The sequence below is a fragment of the Campylobacter sp. TTU_617 genome (assembly GCF_016599045.1).
Taxonomy (GTDB): Bacteria; Campylobacterota; Campylobacteria; order Campylobacterales; family Campylobacteraceae; genus Campylobacter_D.
The window spans coordinates 63,055-87,151 of record NZ_JAENKV010000004.1; the positions used below are offsets into that span (position 1 = coordinate 63,055).

Genomic DNA, 24,097 nt, shown 5'->3' on the forward strand with positions numbered 1-24,097 from the left:
CAAATAATAGATGAATAGTATGACTTTTTATTTAAAATAGATATTTTGCAAATATTGATAAAATTTAGTTAAATTACAAAATTTAATTAAAAAATTTTACTTTACCCATCTTCAACTTATTTTAAAATTTAATTTTTATAATAAAATTAATATTTTATTATAAAAGGAGATGAATGCAAAAGCTAATTATAGAATTAGCCACTTTAAAAGATTTAGACTCTATATTGAAAATAACCCAAAACGCTTTAATATCTATGAAAAAATTAGGCTTTCATCAATGGAATGAAAACTATCCAAATTTTGAAATCTTTACTCAAGATATCGATAAAAATCATCTTTATATTTGTCGCAAAAAAGAACAAATTCTAGGTTTTGTTTGTATCAATGAACTTTTTATGGAAGAATACGAAGATGTACATTTTAATCCTAAATTTAATAATAAAGCTCTATATTTACATCGTTTAGCAGTCAATCAAAATTTCAAAAGACAAGGAGTTGGTTTTAAGCTTTTAAATTTTTGCGAAGAATTTGCTATAAGAAATAATAAATTAAGCTTAAGAGCAGATACATTAAGTAAAAATTTACCTATGAATTCGCTTTTTAAAAAATTAAATTATCAATTTTGTGGCGAATTTAATATAAAAAATTATAATGATAAATTCTTTGCTTATGAAAAAATTCTAAAAAACTTTAACTTTGATTAATAAAAATTTTGTAAGAAAAATATTGTTATAATAAATCTTTACGTAGCAGACAATTTTAAGGAATTTTAATGTTAAAAGAATTACTCGAAATAAAAAAAGAAATGGAGCCTGTAATCCACGATGCTAATGTAAAACTAAATGTTTTAGCAAGAGAAGTTATAGTGCGTAAAAAAGAATATGAAATTTATGGTCCTATGATAGATCGTGTTTATCTTGATAATGCTATTTATGTTAAAGTTATGTCTAGCGGACGTGATGCCAAAACAGATAATGTGCAAATTAAAACTGGTTTTTATATGGTTTTTGTTGCTCCAGAAAAAGAAAGCACAAAAGATATTAAAAATAAACTCAAAGTAGCTTATGAAGCACTTGATAATAAATTTATTTCAACACTTATAAAATCATGTCAACGCTTTAAAGAAATTATTTCAAAAACTCAAGCTACCTTGGCAAAAGCTTCACAAATGAATGTTTTGGTAAAAACAAATTTAGGAGAAGCTAGTGCTGCTTTAAAATTTAATATTACCATAGAATACACAAAAGATAATCAAAAACTTACTAGAGAAAATTCAAAATCAGCAGGAAGTTTTAGAGATACAAAGACTTATATTAATTTAGTTGTTGAAAAAAATACAGATTCTAGAGTATGTGAAAAATTGCTTGATGATGTTGAAAAATATTTTATTGGTGGTGGGTGAGATTATTTAGACTTATTAATTTTTATAATTTTTCAAATAAAAAAGATGCTTTTATGTATCTTTATTATAAAAATATTCAAAGAAATTATATGTTTTAATTTTTTATTTCTTTTTTACTTACAAAAATTTTCTAAAAATTGGATAAATATAAAAGTTTTCAAGATTGATTTTTAAAAATTATTATTTTCTATAAAATATTATTTATATTAAAAAGATATTTTTATATTTAAAAAAAGAATTTCTAAATGCTATAAAAATATCTTCGTCAAAATTTCCTAACTAATATAATTATTTGTGTTTGGTTCAAATTTCTTTATATTTAAGACTTAGAATCCAGACTAAAAAATTTATTGTTTCAAAAGTTTTTATTCTATCATCTCATTTTTAATATCTAAAAACAATCATAAATTTAGGAATTATAGCTACTTTAAATAATTTTAGTAAAAACCCAAATCATAGAATTTTAAAAATATAAAAATAACTTTTATTTTTCTAATTTAAAGTGTAAAAGTTAGATTCAACATTTTATTTTAAGAATATAATCAATACTATCAAAATATTTGAAATATTTTAAAAGAATAGCTAAGATAAATTTTTACTTTAATCTTCTAAAAATCTTATTTAAAAGATAATATAAGTTAAATGTTTTTCTTTAAAATCCAAAGATAAAACCAAATAATATTTTAAACTGCTCAAAAAATACATTCTTAAAATTGCAAGAAATTTTACTAGTCTAGAATATAAAATTTAATACTTTATAATCATTTTTTCAAATATAATTTATAATTAAATATTTCTTAAAAAGCAAAAAAATAAAATTATATACCTACCAAGATAGTTTAATCTTGTGTAATTATTTAAAATACTTGAAATTAAAAATTGATTTATTCTCTTTTAATTTTATTTTTAAATTTAATATTATTCCCTTTGTTTTGCTTCATCTTCAACCTCAAGTAAAAATCTCTCTACAAGTTGATCTTCTTTTAATTTAGCCACCACTTCTCCATGTCTTATTACAAGTCCTTGGTTTTTACCAAATGCTATGGCAACATCAGCCCCTTTTGCTTCACCTAAAGCATTTACAACACAACCCATTACACTGATATTTAAAGGTTTATTGATATGTTTAGTTTTTTCTTCAACTATTTTTATAGCTTTTATAAGATCACTTTGAATTCTCCCGCAAGTTGGACAAGAGATGATATTTACTCCACTTTTTTGCACACCACTATCTTGCAAAATTGCTCTTGCTACGCGAATTTCTTCTTCTAGCTCTCCTGTCATTGAAACTCTTATTGTATCACCTATACCTTTAAGAAGTAAATTCCCCAAAGCAATAGAACTTTTTATTGTACTATGAAATTTAGTTCCGGCTTCAGTAACACCTAAGTGAAAAGGATAATCGCAAAGTGGTCTTAATCTTTCATAAGCTTCTATAGTTTTTTGTGCATCTGAAGTTTTCATAGAAATTTTAATATCAAAAAAGTCTAAATCTTCCAAAAGTTTAATATTATACAGAGCACTTTCAAGCATAGCATCAACATTATATCCGTATTTATCACTAAATTGCTTTTCAATTGATCCATGATTTACGCCTATGCGTATAGGAATGCCTCTTTCTTTACACGCCTTAACTACGTCTTTTACATTTTCTTTAGAACCTATATTTCCAGGGTTTATCCTAATACCATCAATAAATTCAGCACAAAAAACAGCTAGTTTATGATTAAAATGTATATCAACAATTAAAGGCAAAGGGCTTTTTTGCTTAATCTCTTTTAAAGCTCTAGCATCTATCATATCTAAACACGCTAAACGCACTATATTGGCTCCTGCAAAATATAAACGATTAATTTGATCTAATGAGCTATCAATGTCTCTTGTCTTAGTAAATAACATGGATTGCACAGAAATTGGAGCACTTCCTCCGATCGTAACATCGCCTACTTTAATTTCTCTTGTTTTAAATCTTTTATACATTATAAACTTCTTTTAATTTATTTTCATTTGTATATTTTTTTAATGAAAGTTTATTTTATTATTTTTTTGATAAAATTTTATAAAAATATTTAAAATTATAGGATTTTTAATGCAAGAAAAATCGGATTTTTCCAAAGGCTTAGTTATTTGGCTAACAGGTTTAGCAGGAAGTGGAAAAAGTTATATTGCTGAAGCTTTATATAAAAAATTGTGTTTAAAATATAAAAATATTATTTATCTTGATGGAGATGAATTAAGAGATTTACTTGGAAATTACGATTATGATAAACAAGGACGCATTAATATGGCGTTAAAAAGATCTCAATTTGCCCATTTTTTAAGTTCTCAAGAAATGATAGTTATAGTAAGTACAATTTCAATGTTTAAAGAAATTTACGATTATAATAGAAAAACTTTAAAAAATTATTGTGAAATTTATATCCAATGCGAACTTGAAGAGCTTATTAAACGTGATAAAAAAAATCTTTATACCAAAGCAATAAATAAAGAGATTAATAATGTTGTAGGTATTGACTTAAAATATGATGAACCAAAACCAGATTTAATTATAGATAATAATCAATTTGGTAATTTAGAACAAAAAGTTGAAAATATTTTAAATTTTTTAAAAATTTAAAATATTTTTCTAAAAAAATAAATTAAAATCTAATTATATTTTATCACTTAAGCATAGTATTTATAATTTATTTTTATAAAAAAGTATAAAAGTATTTACTTTTATACTTTTTTAATCACTATTTCATCATTATTAGTATCAATTAAAATACTATCGTTTTCATTCAATTTATCAGATAAAATCATATCGCTTAATTTATCCTCTATCATATCATAAATAGCTCTTTTTAAAGGTCTTGCTCCAAATTCAGGATCAAAACCCTCTTTTGCAATCAAAAGTGCTCCTTCTTCACTAAGCTCTGCTTTAATCCCTTTATTAGCCAAATTTTTTTGCAAATCTCTAAAAAGAAGCTTAACTATCTCATAAGCCTCATCTTTTCCTAAAGGGTTAAAGGTAATAATATCATCTAAACGATTTAAAAATTCTGGTTTAAAGAAATTTTTTAATTCGTTTTTAATTGCATTTTCTTTTTCTTCGCCATCTAAATTCATAATAGCCAAAGAAGCAATATTTGAAGTTAAGATTATAATGGTATTTTTAAAATCAACTACAACTCCTTTGCTATCAGTTGCTCTAGCATCATCTAAAATACCTAAAAGTATGTTAAAAACATCTTTATGAGCTTTTTCAACCTCATCAAATAAAAGCACACTATAAGGCTTACGACGCACAGCTTCAGTTAATTCTCCACCTTCTTCGTGTCCAATATATCCTGGAGGTGCTCCTAAAAGTCTTGATACACTATGTTTTTCCATAAATTCACTCATATCAAAACGAATCATTGCTTTTTCATCATCAAATAAAAACTTTGCCAAAGCTTTAGCTGACTCTGTTTTTCCTACTCCAGTTGGTCCTAAAAATAAAAAACTTCCTATAGGTTTATTGTCTGCATTAAGCCCTGCTTTATTGCGCTTTATAGCTCTTGCTAAAGCAGCTAAAGCTTTATCTTGACCTATGACACTTTCTTTTAAATGTTTTTCAACTTCTAAAAATTTAATTTTTTCAGAAGTAAGCATTTTTTGCACACTTATGCCTGTCCATTTGCTTAAAATTCCAGCTACTAAATCCTCATCTACTTGATTTTTAAGCAAAACTCCATTTTCACTCATTTTCTTCCATTTTTCTTCGGCATTTAAAAGCTCTTTTTCTAAACTTGGAATTTTACCATATTCTAGCTCAGCAGCTTTTTGAAACTCTCCTTTATTTTTAGCCAAATTAGCTTCATTTCTTAAAAGATCAATTTCTTTTTTCTTTGAACTTATCTCATCAAAAACAGCCTTTTCGTTTTCAAATTGAGAATTTAAAGTATTTTGTTTTTCTTTTAAATTAGATAATTCTTTAGTTATCTCTTCAAGCCTTTTTTGATTTTTTTCATTATTTTCCATTTTTAAAGCTTCATTTTCAACTTCTAAAGTTTCTATATCTTTTCTCACTTTTCTTAAAGAACTTGGTTCGCTTTCTATTTGCATTTTAAGTTCAGCTGCAGCTTCATCAATTAAATCAATAGCTTTATCAGGTAAAAACCTATCTGCAATATAACGTTTAGAAAGTTTTGCAGCAGCTACTAAAGCACTATCATTAATACTTACATTATGGTGTATTTCAAGTCTTTCTTTAATACCTCTTAACATTGCCAAAGCTTCATTAATACTTGGCTCACCAACATTTACAGGTTGAAAACGACGTTGTAAAGCAGCATCTTTTTCAAAGTATTTACGATACTCTTTTAAAGTTGTTGCTCCTATAGTATGAAGTTCACCTCTTGCAAGTGCCGGTTTTAAAATATTTGCCGCATCCATACTACCTTCACTTGCCCCAGCTCCAACAATAGTATGAATTTCATCAATAAAAAGTATAATATTTTCACTTTTAATTACTTCATTAACAACAGATTTCAATCTATCTTCAAATTCACCACGATATTTTGCACCAGCTATTAATGCACTCATATCAAGAGCAATTAATTTTTTATTTTGCAAAGAAGTTGGAACATCTTTTTTAACAATTCTTTGTGCTAAAGCTTCTACAATTGCAGTTTTTCCAACACCAGGTTCTCCTAATAAAATAGGATTATTCTTGGTTTTTCGAATTAAAATTTGCATTAATCTTTCTATTTCTTCTTCTCTACCTATGACAGGATCAAGCTTTGATTCAATAGCTTTTTGAGTTAAATCAATACCAAATTTATTAAGAGCATCTAAAGTTTCATCACTTGTTTTACTATCTATTTTACGTCCAGCTCTTAAACTTTGCAACTCTTTTTGAAATTCTTTTATATCTAAAAATTTAGATAAAATTCCTCTAATAGGTTCTTTTTCACTCTCACTTATTAGCCAAATATCTACAGATAAATAACTATCTCCATTAGCACTCATTAAACCTTTGGCATTTTCTAAAGAATTGACTATTTCATTAGAAAATTTAATATTTTCTTTTGTTACATTTGAACTTGTTGCAAGATTTGAAATTTTGCTTTTAATCTCAAGCTCTAAAGCTTCTTTAGAAATATTTAATTTATTTAAAATTTGATTTAAAATACTAGCACTATCTACAGTTAAAGCCCATAAAAGATGCAAAGGAACTACTTCATTATTTTTAGAATATATCGCTAAAGATGCTGCACTTTCAAGATTTGAAAGCATAGAATCTGTTAAATAATCTTGTATATTTGCCATAACCCATCCTTAATTATTTCATTTTTTAGATTATTATATAACTTTAGTCATATTATGTCAAGTTTATTTATATATTTTTATTAATTTTATTTATATAAATACTATAAATACAATTATATAATAATTATGTTTTTCTAGATATATTCTTGATTTATTTACGATTCTTTAAGTTAAGTTTATTAAAATTAAAAAATAATAAATAAAATTTGGAGTTTAAAATTGAAAGCTAAAAGAATTTTTGCCCTAATAAGTGGCTTTATAGGATCTTTAATCTTTTGTTTTTTTATAGTCAATGTTTTAGAAGCTAAAACAAACAATACAAATGAGCAAATACAGCAACGTCTTCAATCTTTGGAAAAATTAACTAAAACTTTAGCAATCATCGAGCAATATTATATCGATGATATAAATATTACCAATTTAGTAGATAAATCAATCTCCGGACTTTTAAATAATCTTGATGCACATTCTTCTTTTTTAAATGAAAAAGACTTCAATGATATGAAAATTCAAACTAATGGTGAATTTGGAGGGCTTGGAATCACTGTTGGTATGAAAGATGGAGCTTTGACTGTTATTTCTCCTTTAGAGGGAACTCCAGCTGATAAAGCAGGTATTAAACCAGGAGATATTATTTTAAAAATCAACAATGAAGCTACTTTAGGAATTTCGCTTAACGATGCTGTTGATAAAATGAGAGGAAAACCAAAAACTAAAATTACTTTAACAATTTTTAGAAAAGGGGCAAATGAGCCTTTTAATGTGACCTTAACAAGAGATATTATAAAGGTTGATAGTGTTTATTCAAAACTTATAGAAAATGAAAATATATTATATATTAGAGTTACAAATTTTGATAAAAATATTGTAGAGAAAACTAGCAAAGAACTTAAAAAATATCCAAAAGTAAATGGAGTTATTTTAGATTTAAGAAATAATCCTGGAGGATTATTAAATCAAGCTGTAGGTCTTGTTAATCTTTTTGTTGATAAAGGGATAATAGTTTCTCAAAAAGGACGCATAAAAGAAGAAAATCAAGAATATAAAGCAGATGCTAAAAATAAAATTTCTAATGCCTCTTTAGTAGTGCTAGTCAATGGAGGAAGTGCAAGTGCGAGTGAAATAGTCAGTGGGGCTTTGCAAGATTTAAAAAGAGCTATTGTTGTAGGAGAAAATACCTTTGGTAAAGGAAGTGTTCAACAAATTATTCCTATTAATCAAAATGAAGCTTTAAGATTAACCATAGCAAAATATTATTTGCCAAGCGGTAGAACTATCCAAGCTATAGGAGTTAAACCAGATATTGAAATTTTTCCAGGAAAAGTAAATACAGATAAAAATAGTTTTACTATTAAAGAAAGCGATTTAAAACAACACCTTGAAAATGAATTAGAAAAACTTGATAAGCAAAAAGATTTAAAAAATCAAAATAAAGATGATAAAAATTTAATTACATCAAAACAAATTAATGAAGATGCCCAATTAAAAACAGCGATTGATACAATTAAAATTTTAAATCTTAAGGTAAGTCAATGAAAAAAGATTTATTTTATGAAGGTAAAGGTAAAAAAATTTACAAAACACAAGATGATGACTTGTTTATTGCGGAATTTAAAGATGATTTAACTGCATTTAATGCAGAAAAAAAAGGCAAAGAAGAAGGTAAGGGTAAATTAAATTGTAAAATAAGTACTATAATTTTCGAATTATTAGAAAAAAATGGTATTAAAACTCATCTTGTAAAAGCTATTAGTGATAATGAACAACTGATTAAAAAATGTCAAATTATTCCTATAGAAGTTTTAATTCGCAATATTGCAGCAGGATCTTTAAGTAAAAGACTTGGTATAAAAGAAGGAAAGGTTCTCCCCTTTACTCTAGTAGAATTTTGTTTAAAAGATGACAAACTTGGAGATCCTTTTATCAATGATGAGCATTGCTTACTTTTAAATTTAGTTAAAGACCAAAATCAAATTATAACTATAAAAGAATTGGCAAGAAAAATTAATACGATTTTATTAGATTTTTTCGATCAAAGAAATTTAAAACTAATAGATTTTAAAATAGAATTTGGTCTTTCTAAAAATCAAGAAATTATTTTAGCTGATGAAATTAGTCCTGATAGTTGCAGACTTTGGGATAAAAATACCAATGAAAAGCTTGATAAAGATAGATTTAGACAAGATCTAGGAAATGTTAAAATAGGCTATGAAGAAATACTTAGAAGAATTGTAGGATAACTATGAAAATTGTTGTTAATATTTTTTTAAAAGAAGGTGTTTTAGATCCTCAAGGAAAAACTATACAAAAAGCTTTACATGCTCTAAATTTTAATAATGTAAACAATGTTAAAATGGCAAAACAAATCATTCTTGAACTTAATGAAAATGATAAAATGAAAGCAAATAAAGAAGTAAAAAAAATGTGTGAAGAACTTTTAGTTAATGACGTTATAGAAGATTATGAGATTATTATATGAAAGTAGCTATTATAAGATTTCCTGGAACTAATTGTGAATTAGATACTCAATATGCTTTTGAAAAACTAAATTTAAAAACACAAATCATTTGGCATGAAGAAAAAGAATTTCAAACTGATTTGGTTGTATTACCCGGTGGATTTTCTTATGGAGATTATCTAAGATGTGGCGCAATTGCAAAATTTGCTCCTATTATACCGGCTATATTAGAACACGCAAAAAAAGGCGGTTACATTTTAGGAATCTGTAATGGTTTTCAAATTCTTTTAGAATTAAAACTTTTAAAAGGGGCTTTAAAAGCAAACAATAGTCTTAGTTTTATTTCAAAAAATCAAAAATTAAAAATAATTTCAAATCAAAATGCCTTATTGAGATATTTTAACAAAGAAGAGATTATTACATTACCTATTGCACACGGAGAAGGAAATTACTTTGCCACTGATGATGATTTAAAAGAACTTGAAGATAAAGATTTAATTCTTTTAAAATATATAAATAATCCTAATGGTTCATTATGTGATATAGCAGGAATATGTGATGAAAATAAAAAAATTTTTGGTCTTATGCCTCATCCTGAAAGATTTTGCGAAAATATCTTAGGAAGCGACATAGGGCTTAAAATCTTAAAAGGATTTATTTCTTGATTGCTTTTTTAAGATTTTTCTTTTTCATTTCTTTTTTAATCATCAAAGTCCTAGCGCAAGATAATATAAATAATTTACAAATAGAACTTAAAAATCTTCCAGAAGAAGAGCAAAAAATTTATAAAAATATTGCTCCTAGCGATGAAAGCGAAGATTATCAAAAAAATATTGAAGATCCTTTCATCCCACAAAGCTCACTTGTTTTAATTACTGGCAATTATATAAATAAAGCTTATGTTGGAGAAGTTTTTCCTATAACAATCTATGCTAAAACTACAGAAAATACCAATTTTAATTTTCATATTGAATTTATCAAAAATAATGATCTCTTGTTTTTAAATCCTGATGTTAAATGGGAAAGAAAAAATGATGTTTATGAAGCAACATTATGGTTTGAGGCAAAAACCTCTAATGCTAATTTAGAACAAATCATTATCAAGCTAAGTCGCAATAATGTTTTTTTCCAAAAAGCTAATATTGCTATAAATCCTATAAAATTTGAAAATACGCCAAGTAGTAATAATTTTTCTCATTTAGTTGCAAGCTCACTTGAAATTAAAAAGATTAAAACAAATTATTTTGATGATAAAAATGTAATTATGATTATGGAATTAAATGCTACTAATACCAATCTTAAAAGTTTTTACTTAAAAGGAATAGAAAAACAAGGTATTGAAAATTTAAAAGGAGATTTTAATTCTTCTAATGCTTATTATTATGCAGTATTTCCTGTAAATAAAAATATTTTTTCTTTTTCTTATTTTAATAAAGATGAAAAAAAACTTCAAAACTATAATTTAAAAATAAAAGTTAGCGAAGATAGTATAAGTACACAAAGTGATTTAAATCCTACTAATAAAGATTTTAATATCTATAAACAATATGGACTTTGGATTATTGCTTTTTTATTAGGAATTTGCTTTGTTTTTAAAAAAAATTACATTATTTTAGTTTTTGCGCTAATTTGTTTTATCTCTGGATTTTTAATAGACACTTCAACAAAAATTGGAATTTTAAAAGCTAATGCCAAAGCTAGAATTTTGCCGACTGAATTGTCAACTTATTTTTACACAACTAATAACAATGAAAAAGTTGAAATTTTAGGAGAAAGAAAGCCATATATAAAGGTTTTATTTAAAGATGGAAAAATAGGATGGGTAGAAAATGAAGATCTTGCAAAAAATTAGAGCTTTATATTTTTGGATCTTTTTTATTTTAAGCGTAAGCTTAGTTTTACTTTGCTTTTGTTTTATATCATCTCAAAAAAAACTTTGGAAAATTCGTAAATTTTGGGCAAAAACTCAAAAATATATTATTCCCTATAAAATAGAACTTAAAGGTGTATTCAATCAACAAGCTTCTATGATACTTATGAATCATCAAAGTACTTTAGATATTATCGCTTTAGAAGATATTTATCCTAAAAATTTAGCTTGGATTGCAAAAAAAGAATTAGCTCAAATTCCTGTATTTAAATTAGCAATGAAAAAGCCTAAATTCCTTTGTATAGATAGAAAAAACCCAAGGGAGTTAATAAAAATATTAAAAGAAGCAGAACAAAGACTAAATGAAAATAGAGTATTGGCTATATTTCCAGAAGGAACAAGATCAAGAACCCAGAAATTGCTTAAATTCCAAAGTGGAGCCAAAATTTTAGCACAAAAATTAAATTTAAAAATTCAACCTATTCTTATTGTAGATTCTGCAAAAATTTTAGATACCAAAAGTTTTAATGCAAATAAGGGGATTCTTAAAATTATTTGTATGGATTTAGTTGATACTAGTGATGAATTATGGCTTGAAAATACACGTAAAAAAATGCAAGAGCTTCTTGATAAAGAAAGAAATAACCTTAAATTATGTTAAATACACTTTTAATTGTAGGGCTTGGAGGATTTTTAGGTGCTATTTTTAGAATGCTTTTTATCGAATTAATAAACAAATTTTTACCCTATTCTATTAATCTTGGAACACTTTTTGTTAATATTTTAGGATCATTTTTTTTGGGAATGTTATATTCTTATTTACAAAATAGATATTTTTCACCTTATTTAAATTCTTTTATTAACATAGGATTTTTAGGTGCTTTTACTACTTTTTCTAGTTTTTCATATCAAAATTTACTATTTTTACAAAATGGGTGCTATTTAAATTTAATTCTTAATATATTCCTTAATATAAGTTTTTACCTATTTGCTGTATGGATTGGTCTTTTAATTTTTAAATAATTTAAAATTATAAAATAAAAACTAAATTTTAATAATCACTATAAAATATCTTAATTAAAAAAGTTATTGTCCATAAATCTCAAAAATACTTTATAAAATCTTATTTGATTAAAAAATATTGATAAAAATTTCTTTTAAAAGCCAAATTCTCTATCTTTTAAAAAATATCTAGATTTAAAATTTACTCTTAATTTTAATTTTTTTGCTAAAATATCTCCTTAAAAATTAATTAAGGAGAAAAGATATGCAATTTCAAACTGAAGTCAATCAACTTTTGCAACTTATGATACATTCTTTATATTCTAATAAAGAAATTTTTTTAAGAGAGTTGATTTCAAATGCAAGTGACGCTCTTGATAAACTAAATTTTTTAAGCGTTAGTGATGATGCATATAAAAACCTTCAATTTAAACCAAAAATAGAAATTAAACTTGATAAAGATAAAAAAACTTTAAGCATTAGCGATAATGGTATTGGTATGAATAAAGATGATTTAATCAATCATTTAGGAACCATAGCAAAGAGCGGAACAAAAAATTTTTTAGAAAATTTAAGTGGAGATGCGAAAAAAGATTCTCAGCTTATAGGGCAATTTGGTGTTGGATTTTATTCAGCTTTTATGGTGGCAGAAAAAATCGAAGTTTTGACTAAAAAAGCCTTAGATGATAAAGCTTATCTTTGGAGTTCTGATGCAAAGGGCTATGAAATAGAAGAAGCAGACAAACAAGAGCAAGGTACTATCATAACGCTTTATTTAAAAGATGATGAATTTTTAAATTCTTACAAAATTGAAAATATAGTTGAAAAATATTCTAATCATATTCAATTTCCAATCTTTATGGAAAAAGAAGAATATATCCCTGCTAAAGAAGGCGAAGAAGAAGGAAAAACAGAATTAAAAATTTCTCAAATCAATAAAGCTAATGCTTTATGGAGATTATCAAAAGCTTCTTTAAAACAAGAAGATTATGAAAAATTTTATGAACAAAATTTCCATGACAATGAAAAACCCTTGCTTTATCTTCATACAAAAAGCGAAGGAAAATTTGAATATAATTCTTTATTCTTCATCCCAAAAAACGCACCTTTTGATCTTTTTCGCGTTGATTATCAAAGTGGCTTAAAACTTTATGTAAAAAGAGTATTTATTAGCGATAATGATAAAGAGCTTTTGCCAACTTATTTAAGATTTATAAGAGGTATTATTGATGTTGAAGATCTTCCTTTAAATGTAAGTCGTGAAATCTTACAAGAAAACCAAATTTTAAAAGCAGTTAAAGAAGCTAGTGTTAAAAAAATTCTTAGCGAATTAACAAAATTAAAAGAGAAAGATAAAGAAAAATATATAAACTTTTTTAAAACCTTTGGAAAAGTTTTAAAAGAAGGTTTATATGGCTTTGGCGACAATAAACAAAGTTTATTAAAACTTATGATGTATAAGAGCACCAAAAGCGAAGGTTTAAGAACTCTTGATGAATATAAAGAAAATATTAAAGCAGAGCAAAAAGAAATTTATTATATTACAGGGAATAATGAAAGCTTACTTAAAAATTCTCCACTATTAGAAGAGTATAGAAAAAAAGATGTTGAAGTTTTGCTAATGGATGATGAAATTGACTCTTTAGTTATGCCAATGCTTGATGAATATGAAGGTCTTAAATTTGTAGCAATTAATCAAGTGGAAAACAAAGAAGAAATTAGTGATGAAGATAAACAAAATTTTGCTTCTTTACTTGCTAAATTTAAAGAATTACTTAAAGAAGAAGTAGATGATGTGCGCCTTACTTCAAGACTTAGCGATAGCCCAAGTTGTATAGTTTATGATAAAAATAAACCTGATTTTGCTATGCAGCAAATTCTTAAACAAATGGGACAAGAACAAAATATCAAACCTATTTTAGAACTAAACCCTAAACATCAAATATTTAACAAGCTAAAAGAAAATGAAACCTTTACTCCAGATATTGCTACCTTAATCTTAAATATGGCAAAATTAAGTGAAGGAATGGGAGTAAATAAACCCGATGAATTTAATAAAGCTCTTAATAAAATTATCATAAAGGCTTTATCTTGATTGTAAATATAGCTATTACAAAAGCTAATTTAGATGAATATCAAATTTTTGATGTTAGAACTCCTTTGGAATGGGAAGAAGGAGTTCTAAAAAATGCTGAACTTGTTTATCTTTATGATAATAAAGGTTTTATCAATCCAAATTTTACACAAGAAATTAAAGAAAAACTCAATAATAAGCCATTGGCTTTTGTTTGTCGTAGTGGAAATAGAAGTCAAATAGCAGCTCAGATCATCCAAGATGAACTTAAACTTTCTAGTACAAATCTTGAAGGTGGTATGATGGCATACTACAAGGAAAAATAAAATGGCTTTTTATTTACTCATTGCTGCTTTATCTTTTTTAATGCTTTATTTTGCTATTAAAAAATATACTTTAAAAATTGATGAAAAAACTTTACTAGAACCTATTAAAACTGATATTTATCCTAAATTTTGTGATTATATTGATGAAAAAATTCGAGAATTAAAATGCAAAGTACAAAATAATGAATTAGAACTTTTAAACTTAGATAAAAAAGATATTTTTTTAGAGTATCTTGGAGATTTAAGCCGTGAGCTTACTTTTATACAAACTATGAATTTGAGTAAAAAAAGTGATGAATTATGGCAAAATGAACTTTTTAATTTTTTAAAAAAATTAGAGCAAATTATTGAAGATTTTTTAAAAGAATCTCACTCAATCAATGAAAAGCTAAGAAACGACTTAATGCAAAATTTTGAAACATTAAAAGAGGGAAATTAAAAAATCATTTCCCCTTGAATAAAATGATGTTTTATTTTCCCATATAGTTTATCTTTAGCATACAAAGAATTAGAAGAAGTTTCAAAAGAAGCACTCTCATCAAAAATAATAAAATTAGCTTCTTTTCCAACTTCGATTTCCCCAGTATTTAAACCTAAGAATTTTGCAGGATTTAAACTTGTAAGCTTGCAAAGTTCCTTCCAAGATAAAAGCTTATCTTTGATAAAAAAAGTATAACAAAGACTAATAAATTCATCAATACTATCTATACCAAAAACAGCTTCATCAAAAGTTGTATCTTTTAAGCATTTTGTATAAGGGCTATGCATGCTACTTAAAAAACTAATTTTTTCTTCTTTTAGGGCATTTTTTAAAGAGTTTAAATTCTCTTTTGAGCGCAAAGGAGGCATAAGTTTAGCCAAGGTATTAAAATCTTTACAACTTGTATCATCTTTAATTAAATGATGAATACTAAAAAGAGTTAAATTTTTTTCATCTAATAAAGACAAAGACTTTTCAAGGCTTAAAATATCATAAAGAATTTTAACCTGATAAAAGTTTTCAAGTTCTTTTATCTTGGCCACTTCACTTGTTTCTGCTACTTCGATAATGCCGCTTAATCCTAATTCAGAACTTGTTAAGCTTTCATTCATTACACCATTATCATAATTTTTTTCATAACATTGCATAAAAATTGGTAAATTTTTCATTAAGGCATATTGTATACTGATTTTTAAAACATTGGCATCGATTGCACTATTAAGTTCTAAAGCACAAGCACCTCTATCTATAAACATAGAAAGATTTCTTAATTTATTTTGAGAATCTAACACTTTAACACTAGGAAAAATATGTATTTTTCTTTGAGATAAATTCTGCAAATATAATTCAAACCCTTGTTCATCAAAATTTGTACTATCGCGCAATACAATAGCACAAATTCCATTTTTTAAACATTGTTTCTCTAATGCATCTAAATGTTTTAGAGAAAATGTATTATCTTTTAAAGTAATACAAAGATCAATAAAAGAAGGTAGTAATGTGAGATTTTGTGCATCTATAATTTTATCATCATCTTTTATATTGTCTGCAATTTGCGCTATTTTACCTTTTTCAATTCTAATATCCTTAAAAACTTCTCCATAAAGTTTAGCATTTTTAATAATCATTACCCTTCCTTATTGAAATTATTTTGTTTAAGTAATTTTTGCACAGATTCGCTTAATGTATTGCCCTCTAAAATACTAACAAGTTCATTTACTATAGGGATATAAATCTCATTTTTTTGAGCTATTTTTTTTATAGCATATGAAGTAGCTATACCTTCTGCTACTTCTTTAAGTTCCATTTGAATTTCTTCTATATTTTTATTTTGTGCTAACATTAATCCTACACGATAATTTCTTGAAAGGTTGCTTGAAGCGCTTAAAAATAAATCTCCTGCTCCACTAAGCCCTAAAAAAGTTTCTTCCTTAGCCTTAAAAAATTTACCAAAACGATGCATTTCAATTAATCCCCTAGCAATTAAAGAAGCTCTAGCATTATTGCCAAGTTTTAAACCATCGCATATTCCACTTGCAATAGCTAAAACATTTTTATAAGCACCACAAATTTCAGCACCCTTAACATCATTGTCAATGTAAGTTTTTATAAAATCAGGAAAAAACTGAACAAATTCTTTACAAGTTTTTTCATTAAAACCATTAATCATTAAAGCACAAGGAAGTTTTTGTATAACTTCGGCAGCAAAAGAAGGTCCACTTAAAACACAAAGTTGATCTTTATTAACAAATTCTAAAAAAATATCATCTAGAAATTTACAAGTAGAATTTTCTATACCTTTAGATGCAATTAAAATTTTTTGACCTTGATTGATAAAATTTTCTTTAAGCCAAGAAGAAATTCCTTGAGCGCTAAGAGCAAAAATAATATATTCGCATTTCAAAGCTTCTTTAATGGATATAAAATTTGGTATATTTCTAGGAGTCAAGGAAGTTATATAACACTTATTATTTATACTTAAAGCACTATATAAAGCACTTCCCCATTTACCTGCTCCAATTACAGCAATACTCATTATCCAAGCTTTGATTTTAAGATTTCATTAACTTTTGATGGATTAAAAGCGCCTTTGCCTTCTTTCATAACCTGTCCAACAAAAAAACCAAATAATTTATCTTTTCCACTTTTATATTCTTGAACTTTATCTTCATTAGCATTTAAAATTTGATCAATTACTTTTTCAATAACTCCATCATCACTAACTTGTTTAAGTCCTAGTTTTTCTATACTTTCATCAATTTGCATTTTAGGATTTTCAAAAATAAAAGCTAAAATATCTTTAGCTGCTTTCGCACTAATAACACCTTCTTCTATTTTTGCAATAAGCTCGCCAAGTTTTTTTGCATTTACTGGAGAATTTTCTATGGTATAATCACCTTTTAAAAATCCCATAAGTTCAGTATTAAGCCAAGTAACACAAAGTTTTGGATTTAATTTATAAGAAAGAAGCTCTTCAAAAAAATGACTAAGTTCCAAAGAAGAAATTAAAATCTCAGCATCACTTTCTTTAATTCCAAATTCATTAATATAACGTATTTTTTTCTCATCAGGTAATTCTGGAATTTTAACATCTAAAAATTCATCTTTTAAAACAACTGGTAATAAATCAGGATCTGGAAAATAACGATATTCTGCTGCTACTTCTTTATTTCTCATACTTTTTGTGATTAAATTTGTTGTGTCAAACAATCTTGTTTCTTGTACTACTTCTTTTTCATATACCCCATCTTCCCAAGCTATACTTTGACGCTTAATTTCATATTCTATAGCCTTTTGTATAAAACGGAAAGAATTAAGGTTTTTAATTTCTACTCTAGTATAAAGTTTAGTGTCGCCTTTTGGACGTATACTTACATTAGCATCACAACGAAAACTTCCCTCTTGCATATTAGCATCAGAAATATCTAAAAATCTTATAATAGAATGAAGTTTTTTAAGATAAGCTACTGCCTCATCACTGCTTCTTAATTCAGGCTCACTAACAATTTCTAAAAGAGGTGTTCCCGCACGATTTAAGTCTATTTTAGAAAAAGAACTCTCATGAATATTTTTTCCTGCATCTTCTTCTAAATGTGCTCTTGTGATACCTATGCGTTTATTTTCTCCATTAATATTAATAAAAATTTCTCCATTTTCAACTATAGGAATATCAAATTGAGAAATTTGATAACCTTTGGGCAAATCAGGATAAAAATAATTTTTTCTATTAAAAATACTTTTTTTATTAATCGTAGCATTAACAGCTTTTCCAAAAGAAATAGCTTTTTTAACCGCCTCTTCGTTTAAAGTAGGCAATGCTCCAGGTAAAGCTAAACATGTAGGGCAAACATTGGTATTCGGTTCTTCTCCAAAAGAAGTGGCACAAGAACAAAAAATTTTAGTCTTAGTATTTAATTGAGCATGAACTTCAAGTCCTATAACTACCTCAAACATTTATTTTCCTTAAAAATTTTATAATAAGATTTTATCATTTTTTATTTCAAAAAGACTTTAAAAGAATAAAATATAAAAATTAATTATTTTTAATTTTTTGCTTTAATTCGTAATTTTTTATTAAAAGATCAAATATAAGATAAAATAAAATTCCTAATATAACAATTTTCCAAACAAAATTATTTGAAAATAAAAAAAGCACTCCAAAAAGAATAAAACCTAAAGAAGCACCCTTTAAAAAATCAAACAAATAAATCAATGGCCTTCCTCGATTATCGTAGCACCAGCTAAATAAACATAAGTTAAAATCATAAAAATAAAAGTTTGCAAAAATGCCATAAAAGTTAAAAGCACATAGGCTGGAAGAGGAGCAACATAAGGAACCAAAGCTAAAATAACTGCCAAAAATAAATCATCACCCTTAACATTGCCAAATAAACGAAATGATAAAGAAATTACACGAGAAAGATGAGAGATAATTTCTATAGGAAACATTAAAGGAGCCAGAATTTTAATAGGACCCATAAAATGAGAAAAATATTTTATAAAACCTTGAGTTTTTATGCCTTCAAAATGATAATATACAAAAACAATCAAGGCTAAAGAAAGAGTTAAATTTAAACTTGCCGTTGGAGCTTCAAAACCTGGAATTACTCCTATAATATTACTTAAAAAAATAATTATCCCTAAAGTAGCAACTAAAGGAAGATATTTTCTTGCAGCTTTTTCATCTCCTAAAGTATCTTTACCCATAGTCAGAACACCTTCTAAATAAGCTTCAACTAAATTTTGCATTCCTCTTGGAACAAGTTGCATAGAAGAAGTAGCTAATTTTGTAATAACTATTGCAATAACAATAACTATGCCTAGATGAAAAAAATAAGCAAAAGTATGGCTTGAATCAAAAAAAGAGCTAAATAAAAATAAATCTTTCATATTTTCCTCAAATAATATTTTAATGGATTATCTTATCTAAAACTTACTTATATTTTAATGAAATTACATCCATTCTAAAACTTGAGAAAGCTCTTTGGTAACAAAATATTTTAAACCTATATCTTCTAAAGGTTTAGAAGGGATAATAGCATTTTTAAATTTTTGCATTTTAGCTTCTTTTAATCTAACATCGAGATGAAATACATCTCGAATTTCCCCATTTAAACTAAGTTCTCCTATAAAAACACTATCTTTGCTTAAAGGACGATTTTTAAAACTTGAAATTATAGCAGCAACCACAGCCAAATCTGCAGCTGTTTCATTGATTTTCACACCACCACTTACATTAATGAAAACATCATAATGCCCTAGAGGAATTTCTAATTTTCTCTCTAATAAAGCTAAAAGCATGTCTAAACGATTTCTCTCATAGCCTGTTGCACTTCTTTTAGGATAAGAACTTTCGCAAACAAGAGCTTGAATTTCTAAAACCAACGCTCTACTTCCCTCCATCACAACACCTAAAGCACTTCCTGAAGTAGCCTTGCCTCTAGTAAAAAAACGATTGGCTAAATTTTTAGCACTGATTAGACCCTTAGGACTCATTTCAAAAATCCCTACTTCGCTAATATTGCCAAAACGATTTTTAAAACCTCTTAGCAATCTTATTTCTTTTGTAGTATCACCCTCAAAATAAAGCACTACATCAACCATATGTTCAAGCACTCTAGGACCAGCAATTGCCCCATCTTTAGTAATATGACCTATAATAAAAATACTTATATTGTAAGCTTTGCTTAAACGCATAAGTTCAAAAGTAATTTCTCTTACTTGAGTAATACTTCCTGCGGCTGAAGAAATTTTATCAGAATATAAAGTTTGAATAGAATCTATAATTAAGATAGAATAATCTTTTTTACGCAATTCCTCTATGATATTTTCTAAACATAATTCTGTAAGTAAAAATAAATTTAATCCATTGGCATCAAGTCTATTGGCGCGTAATTTAATTTGTGATTTACTCTCTTCTGCACTTACATAAAGCACTTTTTTTCCATTATTTGCTAAATTAGAGGCAATTTTAAGCAAAAGAGTTGATTTTCCAACACCAGGACTACCACCAATTAAAACTAAAGAACCCTCAACCAAACCTCCGCCTAAAACAAGATCAAGTTCATCATCTTGCGTGCTAATTCTGCTAAATTTTTCTATTTCTACCTCATCAATACATATAGCTTCACTTGCTTTAGAATTTATATGTTCTAATTCTTTTAAAATCTTAATTTGCTCAGCTTTAAGCTCTATAAAACTATCCCAAGAACCACATTCTGGACATTTACCAAGCCATTTTCTTTGTTGATTTCCACAAGATTGACACTCAAATAAAATTTTACTTTTAGCCATTTTAAAACCTAAAAAAATTTTTAATATTATAATATTTTGAAGTTAAAAAAGACTTTTTAAATTTCTTAATAAAAGTGTTTGTTTTAAAGGAGCGATATTCTCTTTTATTCCTTTTTTTACAAGTTTAATGTTGGCAATTAAAACTTGAATTAAAAAAATATGATCCTTAATCCATGTTAAATTCTTATCTAGCCATTCTTGTTCATTTTTAGGATTTAAAACATAAATCCTTGCTAAATTAAATTCAAATTGCATTAAAAAAGGTCGTATAAATTCATAAAGTACCGATTTAGTATAATCATCTATCCTTAACTTAAAACAATCAATTTTTTTAATAGCTTCTTGGATAATCATTTTGTCAATAAAATCTTTATTTAGTATTCTTTTGCTATCTTGTTCGAGATTTTTTAAACATTCATCTAATTCTTTTAAAAATTCATCACAATCTAGATAAAGTTTATAAATATTTTTATCTATATCTAATAAAAGTCTATTTTGCTTATCTATATCTAATTTTTTTAATTGTTTAAATTTTTTATCATCATCATTTAATAAGCTAACGCAACATTCTAAAAAAGGTTTTTCTATAGCTCCTTCTATCCTTGCTCCACCTTCTGTAGCATTATAAAAATTACAATTTTTTATATTTTTATGTATAAAATTTTCTATAGAAAGCCTAAAAGCATTCCACATACAATGAGTTTTAACCTCTCCTTTTCCTCCATAAGCTAAAGTATTTTCTTGTTTTATATTGCTTTCATAATTTGATCCATACATATAATCTTTAGAATGGGAAGTCCCATCTTGAGAATAAGCTAAATCTTGGCCTATAAAAATAATATTTTTATGCTCTAAAGTGTAAGCAAGTTTTAAAGCATTTAAGGCAACCGTGGATCCTGAAGGAAAATTACCAAAATCTTCAAGCATACATTGTTTAGTAAATAAAGAAGGATAAGGGATTAAAATATAATTTCTTTTAGAGCTTTCAAGATATTTTATAGCTTTTGGATGTACTAAAGCTAACAATACAAAAATAATATCCTTATCAATACTTTCATAAGAATTCTTAAAAAGCTCTGCAGTCTTTTCTGTTCTTTCAGACATTAAAACATAATCAGGTTTTATATCATATTTTGCAAGAATTGAATAAGCACTATCAGCACAAAATATGGTAGCTTTGTTTTGATATTCTTTAAGTAAAGGAAGTTGTTTATCTAAAGAAGGCCCAGTAGAAACAATAATGGCTGTTTTTGATTTTTCTTTACGAATTTCATATAAAAAACTAAGCGAAGGGTTTAAAATCATTTTAGGACTATTAAAAATAAATTGAGTAAAACCTTGCAAAGTATCTTCAATATCATTGCCTTGATAAAGTATTGTTGATTTAATAATTTGAGAAATTCTTTGATTAAGTTTTATAATATCATTCTGAAAACTTTCATAATAAGTACTATGCAAATGCAAAGAATAAACTCTTAAAAAATTAAAAAAAGGTGGGGTAGTAAAAATATTTTCTAAATCTTTTGTCAAAATATCACTTCGTAAAACAATAAGCTTGTTATTTTTTAACTCTTCGCTAAAATCAATCAGATGAAAAATTTCATAAAGCAAAGAAATATCATCCTCAAATACAACAATATGTTTTAAATGGATATTTTTAAGCAAAACTTTATATAAAATACCATTTCCAAAACCATAAAAATAAAGAACAGGATAAAATAAATACTTTGTTTGAAAAAGTTTTAATTTTTCTTCTAATTCTTTTTCTGCATCTTGATAAATTTGTAATTTATTACAAGTATTGATTAGATTTAGAGAAAGTAGATCCCCCCCCCCGTTGCTAAAATTCTAAAATTATGCAAAATATTATTATTTAGTTTTTCATAAAGAGAAATGTTTTTTAAAGAAGATATATTTTTAAAAAAAAGATCTTTTTGTTCTTTACTATACATTGTTTTAATCATAAATAGGATCTAAAAGCGTATCAAGATATTTATCAATATCAAATTCATATAAATCTTGCATACTTTCTCCTACACCAATATATAATATAGGAAGTTCAAGCTCTCTTGCTATACTAAATAATCCTCCACCTTTAGCTGTGCCATCTAGTTTTGTTATAATAACTCCATCAAGCTTCACAAATTCGTTAAATGCTTTTGCTTGCAAAATACCAGCATTTCCTTGAGTCCCATCTAAAACTAAAATTTTCCTATGTGGAGCTCCATCATATGCTTTATTACAAATACGTATAATCTTTTCAAGCTCTAATGCTAAATTTTTTTGATTTTGAAGCCTTCCTGCTGTATCAATAATCACTTGATCAAAATCTTTAGCTCTAGCTTTAGAAATAGTATCAAAAGCAACAGCTGAAGGATCGTGTCCTTGAGAGCTTGCCACAATCTCAATATCCAATTTTTGTGCCCAAAGTTTAAGTTGTTCTATAGCTCCAGCTCTGAAAGTATCACAAGCTCCTAAAATAGTTTTTTTATTTTGCTGTTTATATAAATATGCCAATTTTGCAATACTTGTTGTTTTTCCTGCACCATTAACACCTAAAACAAGTTCAACAAAAGGTTTATGATGAGGTAATTCTTTTTGATCGTATAAAAAATATGTTTTCATTACACGTTTTAAATCTTCTTTTCTAACTTCATCAGAAGGAGGTAGATAATAAATGATTTCCTCTACTATTTCATAACTTACATCTGCTTCTAATAAAATTTCCTCTAAAAGATCCTTGGTAATTTTTTTATGTCCTGATTTAATTTGAACGATATTTTCAAGAGTCTTTTTTAATCCTTTTTTTAAAAAATCAAACATTAATCTATAGCCTTTTGTATATCAATTTCTAACATTTCTGCAGGAATCAAGCCTAAATATTGTCTTATAAGATTGTTATCTTTATCAAACAAAAATAAAGTTGGCATTCCATTAATACCTCCTAAACTCTTAGCTAAAAGATAGTTGCTATCCCCCATAGCAATATCAAATTTTATTTTATTCTTATGTATAAAAGTTTCTACACTTTGCTTATCTTGCTCTTCAAGTAAAACACCTACAATTTGCAAATTTTGTTTGTATTTTTCCTCAAATCTATTAAGATCTACAATTTGGGCAATACAAGGCTGACACCAAGTTGTAAAAAATATAAACAAACTAATTTTATCGCCATTATTAAAGATAATTTTATCATCTTGAGTTTTAACTGATAATAAATTTCCATTGATCATTTTTAGATTAAAAGAATTTACTTTACTTTCAGACTTATTTGATGATATATTTTTTTGTGCTGATTCTTGTTCGCCTTCTTTTTTTGAATTTTTATCACAAGCTGTAAAAAATAAAGAAAAAATTAAAAAAAGAAAAAAAAATTTTTTAAAAACCATTCAATTTTTC

25 protein-coding genes are annotated in these 24,097 nt (G+C 26.1%); 13 read left to right on the plus strand and 12 right to left on the minus strand.

The genetic code is table 11. The annotated features are described in order from the left end of the window. Nucleotides 1–173 precede the first annotated feature (173 nt). Together GQV94_RS03135 and GQV94_RS03140 are read left to right on the plus strand one after the other, a co-directional pair. Nucleotides 174–704, plus strand: coding sequence for a GNAT family N-acetyltransferase (locus tag GQV94_RS03135; RefSeq protein WP_200169504.1), 531 nt, complete (start codon nucleotides 174–176; stop codon nucleotides 702–704). A gap of 68 nt (nucleotides 705–772) precedes the next feature. Then, the gene (locus tag GQV94_RS03140) at nucleotides 773–1,402 is read left to right on the plus strand and encodes a hypothetical protein (protein WP_200169505.1); all 630 of its coding nucleotides are present in this window, start codon (nucleotides 773–775) and stop codon (nucleotides 1,400–1,402) included. Between the two features lie 918 nt (nucleotides 1,403–2,320). Here GQV94_RS03140 and ispG read toward each other — a convergent pair. Continuing rightward, entirely contained in the window at nucleotides 2,321–3,385 is a 1,065-nt protein-coding gene (gene ispG, locus GQV94_RS03145; protein ID WP_200169549.1) for a flavodoxin-dependent (E)-4-hydroxy-3-methylbut-2-enyl-diphosphate synthase, read from the minus strand. A 106-nt stretch (nucleotides 3,386–3,491) separates the two neighbouring features. Between ispG and GQV94_RS03150 the strand changes: the two genes are divergently transcribed. Then, on the plus strand, nucleotides 3,492–4,019 hold the full coding sequence (locus GQV94_RS03150) for an adenylyl-sulfate kinase (protein ID WP_200169506.1): 528 nt from the start codon (nucleotides 3,492–3,494) through the stop codon (nucleotides 4,017–4,019). A gap of 101 nt (nucleotides 4,020–4,120) precedes the next feature. Here the strand turns inward: GQV94_RS03150 and GQV94_RS03155 are convergent, their stop codons facing one another. Then, nucleotides 4,121–6,694, minus strand: coding sequence for an ATP-dependent Clp protease ATP-binding subunit (locus GQV94_RS03155; protein ID WP_200169507.1), 2,574 nt, complete (start codon nucleotides 6,692–6,694; stop codon nucleotides 4,121–4,123). Between the two features lie 204 nt (nucleotides 6,695–6,898). Here GQV94_RS03155 and GQV94_RS03160 point away from each other — a divergent pair, with 204 nt between their 5' ends. The 10 genes from GQV94_RS03160 to GQV94_RS03205 all read left to right on the plus strand — a co-directional run bounded on the left by GQV94_RS03160 (nucleotide 6,899) and on the right by GQV94_RS03205 (nucleotide 14,863). Further along, on the plus strand, nucleotides 6,899–8,230 hold the full coding sequence (locus GQV94_RS03160; protein WP_200169550.1) for a S41 family peptidase: 1,332 nt from the start codon (nucleotides 6,899–6,901) through the stop codon (nucleotides 8,228–8,230). Then, nucleotides 8,227–8,934: a phosphoribosylaminoimidazolesuccinocarboxamide synthase gene (purC, locus tag GQV94_RS03165; protein ID WP_200169508.1), complete on the plus strand. Its 708-nt coding sequence runs from the start codon at nucleotides 8,227–8,229 to the stop codon at nucleotides 8,932–8,934. Before GQV94_RS03160 ends, purC begins: the two co-directional genes overlap by 4 nt. A 2-nt stretch (nucleotides 8,935–8,936) precedes the next feature. Next, nucleotides 8,937–9,173, plus strand: a complete 237-nt coding sequence (gene purS, locus GQV94_RS03170; protein ID WP_200169509.1) for a phosphoribosylformylglycinamidine synthase subunit PurS — start codon at nucleotides 8,937–8,939, stop codon at nucleotides 9,171–9,173. After that, entirely contained in the window at nucleotides 9,170–9,817 is a 648-nt protein-coding gene (gene purQ, locus GQV94_RS03175) for a phosphoribosylformylglycinamidine synthase subunit PurQ (protein WP_200169510.1), read from the plus strand. Before purS ends, purQ begins: the two co-directional genes overlap by 4 nt. A 26-nt stretch (nucleotides 9,818–9,843) precedes the next feature. Next, nucleotides 9,844–11,004 carry an SH3 domain-containing protein gene (locus tag GQV94_RS03180; RefSeq protein ID WP_325099505.1) on the plus strand — a complete coding sequence of 387 codons (1,161 nt, stop codon included), beginning with the start codon at nucleotides 9,844–9,846 and terminating at the stop codon, nucleotides 11,002–11,004. After that, a complete protein-coding gene (locus GQV94_RS03185) occupies nucleotides 10,982–11,683 on the plus strand; it encodes a lysophospholipid acyltransferase family protein (protein WP_200169511.1) in 702 nt (233 codons plus the stop codon). The genes GQV94_RS03180 and GQV94_RS03185 overlap by 23 nt, the downstream gene beginning before the upstream one ends. Continuing rightward, nucleotides 11,677–12,045 (plus strand): fluoride efflux transporter FluC, encoded by a 369-nt coding sequence (locus tag GQV94_RS03190; protein WP_200169512.1) that lies wholly within the window; start codon nucleotides 11,677–11,679, stop codon nucleotides 12,043–12,045. Before GQV94_RS03185 ends, GQV94_RS03190 begins: the two co-directional genes overlap by 7 nt. A 244-nt stretch (nucleotides 12,046–12,289) precedes the next feature. Continuing rightward, nucleotides 12,290–14,119, plus strand: a complete 1,830-nt coding sequence (gene htpG / locus GQV94_RS03195) for a molecular chaperone HtpG (protein WP_200169513.1) — start codon at nucleotides 12,290–12,292, stop codon at nucleotides 14,117–14,119. Further along, a complete protein-coding gene (locus tag GQV94_RS03200) occupies nucleotides 14,116–14,424 on the plus strand; it encodes a rhodanese-like domain-containing protein (protein ID WP_200169514.1) in 309 nt (102 codons plus the stop codon). Before htpG ends, GQV94_RS03200 begins: the two co-directional genes overlap by 4 nt. A gap of 1 nt (nucleotide 14,425) precedes the next feature. Further along, nucleotides 14,426–14,863, plus strand: coding sequence for a hypothetical protein (locus tag GQV94_RS03205; protein ID WP_200169515.1), 438 nt, complete (start codon nucleotides 14,426–14,428; stop codon nucleotides 14,861–14,863). Here the strand turns inward: GQV94_RS03205 and GQV94_RS03210 are convergent. The 10 genes from GQV94_RS03210 to GQV94_RS03255 form a co-directional block, all read right to left on the minus strand. Continuing rightward, nucleotides 14,860–16,032: an amidohydrolase family protein gene (locus GQV94_RS03210; RefSeq protein WP_200169516.1), complete on the minus strand. Its 1,173-nt coding sequence runs from the start codon at nucleotides 16,030–16,032 to the stop codon at nucleotides 14,860–14,862. The two genes, GQV94_RS03205 and GQV94_RS03210, sit on opposite strands and share 4 nt — an antisense overlap. Then, nucleotides 16,032–16,940: an NAD(P)H-dependent glycerol-3-phosphate dehydrogenase gene (locus tag GQV94_RS03215; protein WP_200169517.1), complete on the minus strand. Its 909-nt coding sequence runs from the start codon at nucleotides 16,938–16,940 to the stop codon at nucleotides 16,032–16,034. The genes GQV94_RS03210 and GQV94_RS03215 overlap by 1 nt, the downstream gene beginning before the upstream one ends. After that, nucleotides 16,940–18,358 (minus strand): Asp-tRNA(Asn)/Glu-tRNA(Gln) amidotransferase subunit GatB, encoded by a 1,419-nt coding sequence (gatB, locus tag GQV94_RS03220; RefSeq protein WP_200169518.1) that lies wholly within the window; start codon nucleotides 18,356–18,358, stop codon nucleotides 16,940–16,942. Before gatB ends, GQV94_RS03215 begins: the two co-directional genes overlap by 1 nt. Nucleotides 18,359–18,437: 79 nt before the next feature. Then, entirely contained in the window at nucleotides 18,438–18,617 is a 180-nt protein-coding gene (locus GQV94_RS03225; RefSeq protein WP_200169519.1) for a hypothetical protein, read from the minus strand. Next, nucleotides 18,614–19,294, minus strand: a complete 681-nt coding sequence (locus tag GQV94_RS03230; protein WP_200169520.1) for a F0F1 ATP synthase subunit A — start codon at nucleotides 19,292–19,294, stop codon at nucleotides 18,614–18,616. Before GQV94_RS03230 ends, GQV94_RS03225 begins: the two co-directional genes overlap by 4 nt. A 63-nt stretch (nucleotides 19,295–19,357) precedes the next feature. Then, nucleotides 19,358–20,698, minus strand: coding sequence for a DNA repair protein RadA (radA, locus tag GQV94_RS03235; protein WP_200169521.1), 1,341 nt, complete (start codon nucleotides 20,696–20,698; stop codon nucleotides 19,358–19,360). Between the two features lie 42 nt (nucleotides 20,699–20,740). Continuing rightward, nucleotides 20,741–22,504: a motility associated factor glycosyltransferase family protein gene (locus tag GQV94_RS03240; protein WP_442778706.1), complete on the minus strand. Its 1,764-nt coding sequence runs from the start codon at nucleotides 22,502–22,504 to the stop codon at nucleotides 20,741–20,743. Between the two features lie 5 nt (nucleotides 22,505–22,509). Continuing rightward, nucleotides 22,510–22,662 (minus strand): hypothetical protein, encoded by a 153-nt coding sequence (locus GQV94_RS03245; RefSeq protein WP_200169523.1) that lies wholly within the window; start codon nucleotides 22,660–22,662, stop codon nucleotides 22,510–22,512. Next, nucleotides 22,655–23,521 carry a signal recognition particle-docking protein FtsY gene (gene ftsY, locus GQV94_RS03250; protein WP_200169524.1) on the minus strand — a complete coding sequence of 289 codons (867 nt, stop codon included), beginning with the start codon at nucleotides 23,519–23,521 and terminating at the stop codon, nucleotides 22,655–22,657. The genes GQV94_RS03245 and ftsY overlap by 8 nt, the downstream gene beginning before the upstream one ends. Next, nucleotides 23,521–24,087, minus strand: coding sequence for a TlpA family protein disulfide reductase (locus GQV94_RS03255; protein ID WP_200169525.1), 567 nt, complete (start codon nucleotides 24,085–24,087; stop codon nucleotides 23,521–23,523). The genes ftsY and GQV94_RS03255 overlap by 1 nt, the downstream gene beginning before the upstream one ends. Nucleotides 24,088–24,097 lie beyond the last annotated feature (10 nt).

Excerpts from the sequence above, each read along its gene's own strand:
- GQV94_RS03135 (WP_200169504.1), top strand. The coding sequence starts at position 174 with ATGCAAAAGCTAATTATAGAATTAGCCACTTTAAAAGATTTAGACTCT.
- GQV94_RS03140 (WP_200169505.1), top strand. The coding sequence starts at position 773 with ATGTTAAAAGAATTACTCGAAATAAAAAAAGAAATGGAGCCTGTAATC.
- GQV94_RS03150 (WP_200169506.1), top strand. The coding sequence starts at position 3,492 with ATGCAAGAAAAATCGGATTTTTCCAAAGGCTTAGTTATTTGGCTAACA.
- GQV94_RS03155 (WP_200169507.1), bottom strand. The coding sequence starts at position 6,694 with ATGGCAAATATACAAGATTATTTAACAGATTCTATGCTTTCAAATCTT.
- purC (WP_200169508.1), top strand. The coding sequence starts at position 8,227 with ATGAAAAAAGATTTATTTTATGAAGGTAAAGGTAAAAAAATTTACAAA.
- purS (WP_200169509.1), top strand. The coding sequence starts at position 8,937 with ATGAAAATTGTTGTTAATATTTTTTTAAAAGAAGGTGTTTTAGATCCT.
- purQ (WP_200169510.1), top strand. The coding sequence starts at position 9,170 with ATGAAAGTAGCTATTATAAGATTTCCTGGAACTAATTGTGAATTAGAT.
- GQV94_RS03185 (WP_200169511.1), top strand. The coding sequence starts at position 10,982 with ATGAAGATCTTGCAAAAAATTAGAGCTTTATATTTTTGGATCTTTTTT.
- GQV94_RS03190 (WP_200169512.1), top strand. The coding sequence starts at position 11,677 with ATGTTAAATACACTTTTAATTGTAGGGCTTGGAGGATTTTTAGGTGCT.
- htpG (WP_200169513.1), top strand. The coding sequence starts at position 12,290 with ATGCAATTTCAAACTGAAGTCAATCAACTTTTGCAACTTATGATACAT.
- GQV94_RS03205 (WP_200169515.1), top strand. The coding sequence starts at position 14,426 with ATGGCTTTTTATTTACTCATTGCTGCTTTATCTTTTTTAATGCTTTAT.
- GQV94_RS03210 (WP_200169516.1), bottom strand. The coding sequence starts at position 16,032 with ATGATTATTAAAAATGCTAAACTTTATGGAGAAGTTTTTAAGGATATT.
- GQV94_RS03215 (WP_200169517.1), bottom strand. The coding sequence starts at position 16,940 with ATGAGTATTGCTGTAATTGGAGCAGGTAAATGGGGAAGTGCTTTATAT.
- gatB (WP_200169518.1), bottom strand. The coding sequence starts at position 18,358 with ATGTTTGAGGTAGTTATAGGACTTGAAGTTCATGCTCAATTAAATACT.
- GQV94_RS03230 (WP_200169520.1), bottom strand. The coding sequence starts at position 19,294 with ATGAAAGATTTATTTTTATTTAGCTCTTTTTTTGATTCAAGCCATACT.
- radA (WP_200169521.1), bottom strand. The coding sequence starts at position 20,698 with ATGGCTAAAAGTAAAATTTTATTTGAGTGTCAATCTTGTGGAAATCAA.
- GQV94_RS03245 (WP_200169523.1), bottom strand. The coding sequence starts at position 22,662 with ATGATTAAAACAATGTATAGTAAAGAACAAAAAGATCTTTTTTTTAAA.
- ftsY (WP_200169524.1), bottom strand. The coding sequence starts at position 23,521 with ATGTTTGATTTTTTAAAAAAAGGATTAAAAAAGACTCTTGAAAATATC.
- GQV94_RS03255 (WP_200169525.1), bottom strand. The coding sequence starts at position 24,087 with ATGGTTTTTAAAAAATTTTTTTTTCTTTTTTTAATTTTTTCTTTATTT.